This is a genomic window from Achromobacter marplatensis, assembly GCF_049060505.1.
In the GTDB taxonomy this organism is placed as follows: domain Bacteria; phylum Pseudomonadota; class Gammaproteobacteria; order Burkholderiales; family Burkholderiaceae_B; genus Achromobacter; species Achromobacter marplatensis_A.
In genome coordinates this window covers 286,294-297,622 of sequence record NZ_JBMGRB010000003.1, presented here as the reverse complement: position 1 = coordinate 297,622, position 11,329 = coordinate 286,294, and the positions used below count along the sequence as shown (strand labels likewise).

At 64.8% G+C, this 11,329-nt stretch carries 11 protein-coding genes; 3 read left to right on the top strand and 8 right to left on the bottom strand.

The genetic code is table 11. From position 1 onward, the window contains the following. Positions 1–64: 64 nt before the first annotated feature. Positions 65–925: a mechanosensitive ion channel family protein gene (locus tag ACI0FO_RS09550; protein ID WP_416026116.1), complete on the top strand. Its 861-nt coding sequence runs from the start codon at positions 65–67 to the stop codon at positions 923–925. Positions 926–1,031: 106 nt separating this feature from the next. On the opposite strand, the gene ACI0FO_RS09545 is transcribed toward ACI0FO_RS09550, so the two are convergent. Then, complete coding sequence (locus ACI0FO_RS09545) at positions 1,032–1,793, bottom strand: IclR family transcriptional regulator (protein ID WP_105557481.1); 762 nt, start codon at positions 1,791–1,793, stop codon at positions 1,032–1,034. A gap of 160 nt (positions 1,794–1,953) precedes the next feature. Here ACI0FO_RS09545 and ACI0FO_RS09540 point away from each other — a divergent pair, with 160 nt between their 5' ends. Then, positions 1,954–2,943, top strand: a complete 990-nt coding sequence (locus tag ACI0FO_RS09540) for a Bug family tripartite tricarboxylate transporter substrate binding protein (RefSeq protein WP_416026113.1) — start codon at positions 1,954–1,956, stop codon at positions 2,941–2,943. A gap of 63 nt (positions 2,944–3,006) precedes the next feature. Here ACI0FO_RS09540 and ACI0FO_RS09535 read toward each other — a convergent pair whose 3' ends face one another. Continuing rightward, a complete protein-coding gene (locus ACI0FO_RS09535; protein ID WP_416026111.1) occupies positions 3,007–3,798 on the bottom strand; it encodes an RNA methyltransferase in 792 nt (263 codons plus the stop codon). A 131-nt stretch (positions 3,799–3,929) separates the two neighbouring features. Between ACI0FO_RS09535 and ACI0FO_RS09530 the strand changes: the two genes are divergently transcribed. Next, a complete protein-coding gene (locus tag ACI0FO_RS09530; RefSeq protein WP_416026109.1) occupies positions 3,930–4,715 on the top strand; it encodes an inositol monophosphatase family protein in 786 nt (261 codons plus the stop codon). 91 nt (positions 4,716–4,806) lie between these two features. Here ACI0FO_RS09530 and ACI0FO_RS09525 read toward each other — a convergent pair whose 3' ends face one another. From ACI0FO_RS09525 to nosZ, 6 genes are read right to left on the bottom strand one after another with little or no spacing between them, the layout of a single operon-like run. Then, entirely contained in the window at positions 4,807–5,802 is a 996-nt protein-coding gene (locus tag ACI0FO_RS09525) for an FAD:protein FMN transferase (RefSeq protein WP_416026107.1), read from the bottom strand. Positions 5,803–5,844: 42 nt separating this feature from the next. Then, on the bottom strand, positions 5,845–6,345 hold the full coding sequence (locus tag ACI0FO_RS09520) for a nitrous oxide reductase accessory protein NosL (RefSeq protein ID WP_416026106.1): 501 nt from the start codon (positions 6,343–6,345) through the stop codon (positions 5,845–5,847). Next, on the bottom strand, positions 6,342–7,172 hold the full coding sequence (locus tag ACI0FO_RS09515) for an ABC transporter permease (RefSeq protein WP_416026104.1): 831 nt from the start codon (positions 7,170–7,172) through the stop codon (positions 6,342–6,344). Before ACI0FO_RS09515 ends, ACI0FO_RS09520 begins: the two co-directional genes overlap by 4 nt. Beyond that, positions 7,169–8,074, bottom strand: coding sequence for an ABC transporter ATP-binding protein (locus ACI0FO_RS09510; RefSeq protein ID WP_416026102.1), 906 nt, complete (start codon positions 8,072–8,074; stop codon positions 7,169–7,171). Before ACI0FO_RS09510 ends, ACI0FO_RS09515 begins: the two co-directional genes overlap by 4 nt. Continuing rightward, positions 8,071–9,369, bottom strand: coding sequence for a nitrous oxide reductase family maturation protein NosD (locus ACI0FO_RS09505; RefSeq protein ID WP_416026100.1), 1,299 nt, complete (start codon positions 9,367–9,369; stop codon positions 8,071–8,073). The genes ACI0FO_RS09510 and ACI0FO_RS09505 overlap by 4 nt, the downstream gene beginning before the upstream one ends. Positions 9,370–9,374: 5 nt before the next feature. Continuing rightward, complete coding sequence (gene nosZ / locus ACI0FO_RS09500) at positions 9,375–11,291, bottom strand: TAT-dependent nitrous-oxide reductase (protein WP_416026098.1); 1,917 nt, start codon at positions 11,289–11,291, stop codon at positions 9,375–9,377. Between the last annotated feature and the right edge of the window lie 38 nt (positions 11,292–11,329).

The following is an 11,329-nucleotide window of genomic DNA, read 5'->3' as shown; positions in this document are numbered from 1 at the left end:
TCGCGGCCCTTCGTTTACCGATCCTCTGATACAGTTTTCGGTTGTCAATTTTGCGGGAGATTCCATGGAAGACGCCTTGAAGGAATTTAGCGCCTGGGCCCCCAGGCTGATGGATATGGGCATCAATCTGCTTGTTGCCTTGCTTATCCTGATTGTCGGCTGGTGGGTATCGTCGCTGCTGGGCGGATGGGTTCGCCGCGCCGCCTCGCGTTCCACCAAGATCGATCCCACCATCGTGCCGATGTTCTACAGCACGGTCGTGTGGACGGTGCGCATCTTCACGGTCATCGCCGTGCTGGCGCGGTTTGGCGTGCAGACGGCCAGCCTGATCGCCGTACTGGGCGCCGCCGGTCTGGCCGTGGGCCTGGCTTTGCAAGGCACGCTGCAAAATATCGCCGCGGGCATCATGCTGTTGATCCTGCGCCCCATCCGCGCAGGCGAGTACGTGGCGCTGAGTTCCGGCGCCGACGGCACGGTGGAAGAGGTCGGTTTGTTCCTGACGCGTCTGGTGCAGGTCGACGGCATTCACCTGACGTTGCCCAACAGCACCGTGTGGAACGCCACCATCACCAACTACAGCCGCAACAAGACGCGCCGCCTGGATATCCCGGTGCCGGTTCGCTACGGCGACAATCTGGAAGTGGTGCTGGCCAAGCTGAAGGACATCGTGGATGCGCGCCCCGACGCGCTGAAAGATCCCGAGCCGCAGGTCAAGGTGTTCGAATACAAGGAAAACGGCATTGTCGTGAACGTGCGCGTGTGGGCCTTGGCCGACAACTATTGGGATCTGCGCTGGGGCCTGTATCAGCAGATCCGTTCGGCGTTGGAAGCGGCCGGTTTTCAGCCGCCGATCCCGCTGCGCGAAATCCAGAACCCCAAGAACGCCGGCAAGGCCGAAGCCGCTCCCGGCAGCGCCACGACCTGATACGGAAGCCCCGGTTCAACAACAACCGGCGCCCGATAAAAAACCCCGAAGGTCGGATCCCTGTCCAACCTTCGGGGTTTTTTTATGGGTTTTTTTGCGTTGCCGCTCAGGCCTGCAGGGCCAGCCGCGCCAGTTCCGCTTTGATCCACCCGGCGATTTCGCGTTGGCGTTGTGCCGGCATGCGGTCGATGATCGCCGTGACGCTCACGGCCAGCAGCGGCGCGCCCTGGGAATCCAGCAACGCGCAACCCACGCCCAGCGCGCCGCGCACGGCGTGGTTGCCCACCACCGAATAGCCGCGCGCCCGCGTGTTTTCGATCAGGCGGTACATTTCCTGCGGTGTCATGCCGCCGTACTCATCCAGCCGTCCGGAGTTGCGTTCGACGATGCCGCGTGCGATGTCGTCGGGCAGCGCGGCCAGCAGCGCCATGCCGCCTGACCCCACGCCCAACGGCTGGCGCTTACCGGCATAGGTTGCCAGGATCTGCACCGGGTAGCTGCCGATCTCGCGATGCAGGCTGATGGAATCGTCGTCGTCGCGCACCACCAGAAAGACGGCGTCGCCCGTGCGGTCGGCCAGGCGGCGCAGCACGGGCAGCAACTGGCGCACCCGCGGATCGCGCGAACGTGTGTCCGGGTCCACCGCGAGTTGGGCGCGGTATTTCTTGGTGCCCGTCACCGGTAGCACCAGGCCCGCGTCCAGCAGGGCGGCCAGCAGGCGGTAAATGGTGGGGCGTTGAATGCCCGTCAGGCGGGCGATATCTGTCACGCTGAGGCCGTCGGGCCCTTGGTCGCGTAACGCGGCCAGAACGGCTAAACCGCGCCGCAACGTGCGTGGGCCTGCGGCCGCGGCATCACTGTCTTGCATGCAAATCTCTGAGATCTTTAGGTAAGTGCGGAACGGCCAAGGGAAAACCATTGTCCGTAGCGTGGACTCTACCTTGATGCACTCGCCGTGTATAGCTCAGAATGCAGCATCTAATAATTCGAATCGTCCATCTGATGGACAGTACCTGCACGGAGACATTATGACTACAGGTCAAAAGCCTGGCCTGCGGCGTCTGGCCGCCACCCTTCTGGCCACCGCCGCAAGCGCATTCGCCATGGGCGCCGCCCATGCCGCCTACCCCGACAAGCCTGTCCGTATCGTGGTCGGTTTTTCCGCCGGCGGCACAACGGACGTGATCGCCCGCATCATGGCCAAGGAACTCACCGAGAGCCTGGGCCAATCGTTCGTGGTCGAGAACAAGCCGGGCGCCGGCAGCAACATCGCCACCGACCAGGTCCAGCGCGCCGCCCCTGACGGCTACACGCTGCTGTTCGTGGCCGTCACCAGCGCCATCAACCAGACGCTGTACAAGAACGTCACGTTCGACCTGCGCAAGGACTTCGCGCCGGTGGCGTTGGGCGCCAAGGTGCCGAACATCCTGGTCGTGAACCCGCAGGTGCCGGTGAAGTCGGTGCAAGAGCTGATCGACTACGCCAAGAAGAATCCGGGCAAGCTGGCGTTCGCCTCGTCGGGCAGCGGCACCTCCATCCACATGGCAGGCGAGCTGTTCAAGATGAAGGCCGGCATTGACGTGCTGCACGTGCCCTACAAGGGCAGCGCGCCGGCGGTTACCGACCTGATCGGCGGCCAGGTGCAGTTCATGTTCGACAACATGCCCTCGGCGTGGCCGCATGCCCAATCGGGCAAGCTGCGCGCTCTGGCCGTCACCACCAGCGACCGTTCGAAGAGCGCGCCGGACCTTCCCACGATGAAGGAATCGGGCTTTACCGATTTCGACGTGTCGTCGTGGTTCGGTCTGCTGGCGCCTGCCGGCACGCCGCCGGAAGTGATCAACAAGCTGAACGCCGCGATGCAGCAGGCCTTGGACAAGGCGTCCGTGCAGACCAGCTTCGAGAAGCTGGGCGCCGTGGGCGTGAAGACCACGCCGGCCGAATTCGGCCAGTTCATCAAGTCGGAAGTGGAAGGCTGGGCCCCCGTGGTCAAGGCTTCGGGCGCCAAGGTGGACTGATAATCGCATGCCCCGGCAGGCTTGCCGCCGGGACGTGCCAAAGGGACAGGCGAATGCCTGTCCCTATTTTTTTGCGCCGCCGTTGCGTCGGGCGGTGGCCAGCATCGCCGTGCACACGCCACGCATCATGTCCACTTCGTCACGGGTCAGGGCAGGGCGCGAAAACAGGTGACGCATGCGCGGCATCAGTTTCTTGGGGTGCGCCGGGTCCAGGAACTGGATGCCGATCAGGGCTTCTTCCCAGTGCGCCAGCAAAGCCTGCACGGCTTCGCTGGACGCGGGTTCCGCGCCGCGTGAAGGTTCCTGGGCGGTGGAGGCCGGCAGCAGCGCCGCGCCCTGGTCCACCAGCAACGCATAACGCAGTTCCCAGGCAGCCAGTTGCAGCGCCTGGGCGACGTTCAGCGAGCTGTACTCGGGATTGGCGGGAATATGGCAGATACGGTGGCACAGCGCGATCTGCGCGTTGGTCAGCCCGGCGCGCTCGGTGCCCAGCACGATCGCGGCGACGCCTTCGGCTGTTTCGGCCAGATGGGCGCAGGCCAGGTCGGCCGCCTGGCGGATATCGCAAGGCGGCGGGCCCAGGTCGCGCACGCGGGCCGTCAGGGCAAACGCCAGGGTGACCGGGGCCAGCGCGGCCTCCAGTGACGGATAGATGCGTGCGTTTTCCAGAACGTCCAGCGCGCCGCTGGCGAGCGCCACGGCCTCCGGCTGGCTTGTTACATCTGGGAATTTAGGCTCCACCAGCACCAGTTCCGAGAAGCCCATTGTCTTGATTGCACGGGCCGCCGAACCGACGTTTCCGGGGTGGCTGGGGTTCACCATAACGAAGCGAACACGTGAAAATGCTTGAGTCATTTAAAATGGCACGTTTGGCTGAGTGCCTTCCTGGTTTTTTGGGTCGATTTCCCCGGTGGGGGCGACGACGGACCCGGGGGGCGGCAAGTGGCCTACCATCACGCGAACCCACCGCATACGTACGGAATTTTATGCACCCGATGCTCAACATCGCCATCAAGGCGGCCCGGCGTGCCGGCACCATTATCAACCGTGCCAGCATGGATTTGGAACGACTCAGCGTGGCTCGCAAGGGGCCGCGCGATTATGTCACGGAAGTCGATCGCGCCGCCGAGGAGTCCATCGTCGAAACGCTGCATGCCGCTTACCCGGACCATGCCGTGCTAGGCGAGGAATTCGGGCTGCAAGGTCCCGACCAAGCCGAATTCCAGTGGATCATTGATCCCCTGGACGGCACGACGAACTTCATCCACGGCCTGCCCAACTACGCCGTGTCGATCGCGCTGACGCAGCGCGGCCAGGTCACGCAAGCGGTTATCTACGACCCGTCGCGCAATGAACTGTTCACGGCCAGCCGTGGCAGCGGCACCTTCCTGAACGACCGCCGCGTGCGCGTGTCGGGCCGCACCCGCTACCACGAGGCGCTGCTGGGCGCCCATTGGCCTAGCGCCGGCGACCCCGAACAGGGTTCGCAGCGTTTCCGCCAGATGGCCGAAGGCGCCACGGGCGTGCGCCGCCTGGGCGCTACCGTGCTGGATCTGGCTTATGTGGCCTGCGGCCGCCTGGACGGCTTCTGCGGCGTGGGCCTGAAGCCCTGGGACGTGGCTGCCGGCAGCCTGATGGTCCTGGAAGCCGGCGGCCTGATCGCCGACTTCGACGGCGAACAAGGCTGGATGGACAGCGGCAACGTCCTGGCAGCCAGCCCGAAGATCTTCACGCAAATGCTGACGTCGCTGAATTCGCCGTCGGCCGCCTGATATCGGACGGATCCGTGCTGCAAGTCAAAAACCGGCCGAATGGCCGGTTTTTTTGTGGGGGAAATACGGGCGTCCCGGGCAGCGGGGCGTGCTAGCCGGGCATGCCCTGCCGCACCAGTTGCCCGTCGGGCAGTACGAACCAGGCGCGTAATCCCAGCTGGCGCACAAGAGGCGCCGTGGCCGATAGCGGCATATGGGAGAACGCCGTGGACAGAGCGTCCGCGGTGGTGGCGTCGGACGCCATGACGGACACGCTGCGGTAGCGGGGCTGTGCGCTGCCGGTGCGGGGATCGAACAGGTGCGTGTACCGGCCCGAGGCATCGATCGCCGTGCCGTAGCCGCCCGAGGTGGCCAATGCGTGGTTGCGTATCGGCGCCGACGCAAGTATCCGTTCGGGGGCCAACGGGTCCGCCAGCCCGACCTGCCATTCGCCGGGCGATGCGCGCACGTCCAGCCCACGTATCTCGCCCATGTCCACCAGCGCGCGTTCCAGCCCGCTTTGCCGCAGCAAATCTGTGACGCGGTCGGTGATATAGCCTTGGGCGATGCCGTTCAGCGTCACGCCCATGCCGGGGCGGTTCAAGCGGATGCGCTGGCTGTCCAACGTCACCGCTTCGTATGACACAAGCGATAGCGCATGCGTGATCTGCGCCGTTGGCGGGCCTTCGACGGCGGCGTTCACCTGCGCGAAATGCCGCGAGTACATCTGCCACAGCGGCTGCACGGTCGGGTCGAACGCGCCGTCCGTCAATTGGCTGAAGCGGCGGCTGTCGCTTAGCAGGCGCAGCAAGTCAGCCGGGGGCTCATCCAGGAATCCCTGGCGATTCAGGAGCGATAACGCGCTGTCGTCTTGATAGAGGCTGAACACGCGTTCCAGCCGGCGCAGTTCCTGTAGTGACTGCGTAATCAAGCGCTGCGCCAGGCCAGCGTCGGGATGATAGATGCGTAGCTCCGCATCCGCGCCCAACGCCACGCCTTGCCACAAGACCGGCGTGATGCCGGCCCAGGCGCGGCGTGCCGGAAGGGAGGTAAGCGCCAGCGCAGAGGCGGCGGCGATGCCGATGAAACGGCGGCGGGTGGTATTCATGGCGTTGGGACTCGATGAGCGGGGCGCGGGCATTCCCTCGCGCTATTGGGCGAAGACATACTGTTCCGGCACGTCGGAAAACGCGACGACCCGTCCGCCATGGGTCTGGCTGAATGTCTGGGCGTCGGCGCGTTGGGAAAACGGCATGGCGTCTTCGGCGCCCATGCCGCCGATGAAACGGCCTTCGATGACATAGAACGCCTTGCGCGCGTCGATCCACGCGGCCGGGTCGGGCTTGCCGTCCGGGCCAGCCGTGCCCATGTCGTTGACATACAGGGCGCTGACGGCTTTGGGTTCTTCGGGTAGCAGCGTGTAGGCGAACAGCTGCTTGATCGACGAAAACCATACCGGGTCCGGACGCCCCTGGATGAAGATCTGCCCTTTGGGGCCGGCATGGTCGGCCAGCGCCATGCCGCAATAGTGGCCGACCGACTGCGCGCTGACGGATTGCGGCGGGGGCGGGGGCGGGGCGTCGCCGGCGTCGCCGCAGGCGGCGATAGCCAGCAAGGCGGTCAGGCTCACGGCAAGCCGAAGGGATCTCATAGCGGTTTGTTCCTGAAAGCCGCCGCCGCCAGCACGAAGGGGGCGACGATCCACAGCAATTGCGCCGTCACCAGCGCGGATACGGGCAGGCTGGCCTGGTCGCTTACGCCCGCCATCCCGGCGTACTGCGAAATATTCTTGAAGCCCGTCAGGTTCAACAAGCGGTATACGTCCGACGGGTTGAGCAACAGCAGCGTGTTGAGCAGGCCGGGGCTGATGTGGCGGCCCTGATCGGCCGCCAGCACGCCCAGCAGCGCCATGTCGTAGATCACGACGAAAAACAACCACACGCCCACGGCGATGCCCGCGGCGGTCGCGCGTTCGCGCACGAGGGTGCTGATCAGATAGCCCATCGCCAGAAAGCTGGCGCCCAGCAGGATGCTTGCGCCGATCAACAGCGCAAACGGCTGCCAGGCGGTTGCGTCAAGGCCGCCGTGGGCCCATTGCAGCGCCAGGCCCGCCGAGCCATAACCCGCGCTGGTGGCCAGCGCCAGGATGGCCAGATGGCCAAAGAATTTGCCGACGATCACCTGCCAGCGCGACACGGGATAGCTGAGCAGCAGCGCCATGGTGCCCCGGTCGATCTCGCCGACCACGGCGTCGTAGGCAAGCAGCATGGCGATGAGCGGAACCAGGAAGATCGACAGGCTGGACAGGCTGACGACGGTGACGGCCAACGGGTCGGCCTTGACCGTGCCGGTCGGCGAACTGCCCAGCAGCCCCAGCGCCAGGGCCAGGGCGGCCAGCAGCAGGGCGGTGGCCAGGACCCAGCGGTTGCGCAGGCCGTCGCGGATTTCCTTGCCGATGATGGTGAGTACCGCGTTCATACGTCTTCCCGTTCAAGCAGGTGTGCATAGATGTCATCCAGCCCGGGCACCAGGATGTCCAGGTCGGCAAGGGGCGGCGCGAGGGCGCCGATGCTGCGAATCGCGTCGATCTTGTCTCGTTCCAGGCAAGCCATTTCATAGCGGTGGGCGTCGATACGGCGCCATGCGTCCGGCAGGGTCGCGCCCGCCTGCGGATCTTCAAACGTCAGCCGGATGCGGATGGGCAGGCCCGTCGAGCGCCGTAGCGCCGACATCGCGCCGTCGGCGATCTTCTTGCCGGCCTTCATGACCACGATGCGGTCGGCATGCCCCGCCAGTTCCGACAAGGCATGCGTGCTGAGCAGGATGGTGGCGCCTTCGGCGCGCAGTTCATGGACGATCTCGTAGAACATCAGGCGCGAGGCCGGATCCAGTCCGGTGGTCGGCTCGTCGAACAACAGCACGCGAGGCTGCCCAAGCAGCGCCTGCGCCAACGCCAGGCGTTGCCGCATGCCTTTGGAATATCCCCCGACGCGCCGATGCGCCGCGCCCGCGATGCCGACTTTTTCAAGCAGCCGCGCATTGCCGCCAAGCGGCTGGCGTTTGAGCCTGGCGTAGAACGCCAGCGTCTCCGCGCCGGTCATGGACGGGTGCAGCGCAACGGTCTCGGGCAGATAGCCGATCTTGCCGCGCAGGCGCGCGGCGGCCGCGCCATGGGCGTCGTGCCCGAACAGCGCGACGCGCCCGTGGGTAGGACGTATCAGGCCCAGGATCAGCTTGATCAGTGTGCTTTTGCCGGCGCCGTTGTGCCCGGCCAGCGCAACGCACTCGCCTTCATGCAATTGCAGGTCCAGGCCGTCGATGGCCCGCAGCCCGCCATAGTGCTTGCTGACGCCCGCGAGGGTCACAAGATCGGTATTCATGGTGCTTCCTTTGGGTTCCCGCCGGGCGGGGCCGGAGGATTCATCAGCGGCGCGCTGTCGATGACACCTCCGGGCAGCAGGGCGGGAAATTGCGACTGCGCCCACCGCACGATGGAAATGGCCGGGCTATTTAGCAAGATGCGGGCGGCCGGCGCGCGCCATAGCAATTGGTCCACGACGTCATTGGGACGGTAGGCCGTGTCGGCGATGCCGTCGCCGTTCAGGTCGAAAGCGGTGTTGTCGCTCCAGTAGTTGCCGCGCCCGTCGACGGACCAGTCCAGTGTGCGCGTGCCCACGTACTTGACCTGGTTCCTGTTGTTGATGAACGCATTTCCAGAAATCTGATTGCCTTCGGATCCGGCGGTGAAATGCACGCCGATGTCGCAATTGGCGAAGCGGTTGTCCACGAAGGCGTTGTTGTTGGCGTTGTAGATGAACACGCATTTGCCGGCGCGGTCGATGGTGTTGCCCGTGACTTGCGATTGATTCGCGTAATTCAACATCAAGCCCTGTTCGCGGCTGTCGACCGCCAGGTTGTCTTTGACGACCAGCCGGTGCGAATACATGATCGCGTAGGCAATGTCAGTACCCGTTGCGACGTTGCCGCTGACTTCGCTATCGTTGGTGTACATGTAATGGATCGCGTAGCGCAGATCGTGGAACCGGTTGCCGCTGAACGTGTTCTGCTTGCTGGTGTTCACGAAGATGCCGTCGCGGCCGGCAGAGATATCGTTATGCAGGATGCGGGTGCCGGGCGCATTCCAAAGCGTGACGCCGTTGCCTCGTTCGGCGACGCGCAACTCGCGGTTTCCCACGATGCGGTTGTGTTGGACGGTCGCGTTCGAAGGGCCCCAGACGTGCACGCCAACGAGGTTGTCCAGGATGTCGTTGCGTTCGACCAATGCGCGGTCCGCCGTGCGGTCCAGGAAAATGCCCGCATCCATCTCCGACAGGCTCAGGCCGGAATGCGTGACGGTCAGGTTGCGCACCGACACGCCGGGCGCCTTGATCCACAATGTGCGGCCCTGGCGCGTCCCCTGGATGACGGCGGAGCGGTCCTCGGGGCCTTCCAGTGTCAGGGGCTTGTCGACGACGATGCCGCCGGCGTAGGTGCCTGGCGACAGCTTGAGCACGTCGCCTTCGCTGGCGGCCGCGATCGCGGCCGCCAGGTCGGCGCCCGCGCCGACCTGCACGGCAGCCGCGCCCGCGGCGCCGGGCAGCGCAAGCCCAAGCGCCGCCAGCACGGCGCCGGCAGCGCGGCCGACGCCCACCGTCAACGTTGCGATGAACGTCATGGGCGCTACGCGGTCTTCTTGGGATGAACGACCATCTGGCCGGACATCTCCATGTGCAGCGCGTGGCAGAACCACTGGCAGTAGTACCAGTACACGCCCGGACGGTCGGCCGTGAACGTGACCGACGCGGTCGCCTGGGGCCCCATTTCCATGGCGATGCCGTGGCCTTCCAGCGTGAAGCCATGCGTCAGGTCTTCGATCACCTCCATGTTGGTCACCACCACGGTGACCTCGTCGCCCTGGTTGACCTCGAACCGCTTGATGCTGAACATGGGCGCGACCGCCATCATGTACACGCGCACCTTATTGCCATCGCGCACGATCTTGGCCGCGTCATCCAGCGAAACGCCGTCTTTCTTGGCCATCTGGCGGGCGTCTTCCCACATCGGGTCGTCGCGTTTCCAGACGCTGGCGGGATGCACTTTCGACCGGTGCACCAGGCACATGTCGTGCGGCTCGGCAAAGCTCGGGCCGTCATGCACCAGCTTCATTTCATCGCCCGAAATATCAATGAGCTGGTCGTTCTCGGGTTTGAGCGGACCGACGTTCAGGAAGCGGTCCTTCGAGAACTTGTTCAGCGACACCAGCCATTTGCCGTCGGCCTCCCGGGTTTCGCCCATCGTCGAATGGTTGTGGCCAGGCTGATAGTGCACGTCCAGTTTCTGAATGATGGGGTCGACTTTTTCGCCCTTGAAGGCGCGCTTGGCTTTGTCGATATTCCACTTGACCATCTGGCTGTCGATGAACAGCGTCGTGTAGGCGTTGCCGCGGCCGTCGAAAGCCGTGTGCAGCGGGCCCAGGCCCAGTTGGGGCTCGGCCACCACGCAATCACGCGGCTTGATCTTATCGTCGAACAGGTCGTCCAGCGTGCGCACATCCAGCACCGTGACGGTGGGGGACAGCTTGCCGTTGAGCACCAGGTGAATGCCGTCAGGCGCGGCGTTGCAGCCGTGCGGGGAGTTCGGCACGGGGATGTAGCGGGTGTATTTGGAGCCGTGGCGTCCATCGATCACCGGCACGCCGCCCATCGTCTTGAAATCGCCCTTCTTGACGGCCTCTTCGATGCGCTTGATGTTGAACACCACCACCCAGTCCTGCTCGTTGGCCGAGGCCTCTTCCACCGTGACGCCCTTCTCCGAGTTGTAGCAGGTGGAAAAGGAATACTTGCCCTGGTAGTCGGCATCGCCGTTGTCCAGGTTGCCGTCCACCAGCACCTGCCAGGCGACCTTCATGGTGTCGCCGTCCAGCGCGGTGTAAATGGCGAAGAAGTTCTTTTTCGCGTCGTCGACGATCTTGCCGTCGTTGGGCAAAGGAATGATGTGTTCGCCGTTGGCGAACACGTATCCCGTGCGCGGATAGCGCTGGGGCCGCAGGCCGTGCACGCCCGACACGTTGGGCAGTTCGGTGATCTTGTCCGTCTTCATGACGTCCAGGCGGACGCGGGCGACGCGGTTGTTCGCTTTGTCATTGATGAAGAGATACCGCCCGTCGTAGGTGCGGTCGGTAAACGACAAGTGCGGGTGGTGCGCGTCGCCATTCAGGAACACGCCGCCCTTGTCCTTCAGGTACTCGCGGGTTTCCGGAGTCAGGCCTTCGGTGAGGATCTTGCGGCTTTCATTCGTGCGGCCCCAGCCGGTGGCGCTGCAATGGTTGAAAACCGGGATGCGGACCAGTTCGCGCATGGACGGCAGGCCCAGCACCCGCACTTCGCCCGATTGACCGCCAGAGTTGAAGGCATAGTATTCATCCAGGTCGCCGGGGCCGACGTGGCCAAGGACGGCGCCGGCGCCTGTTTTGGCCTCTTTACCGTGGGCGGTGGACAGTTGCGCGCCGCCGACCAGGCCGGCGGCTCCGGTGATGGCGGCGGTTCCCAGGAAGCTGCGGCGGGTCAAACCGGCTTTGTCTGGATTCTTGTCGGACATGGAAAACTCCTTGATAGGGACGGCGCTTGGCGCCGCAG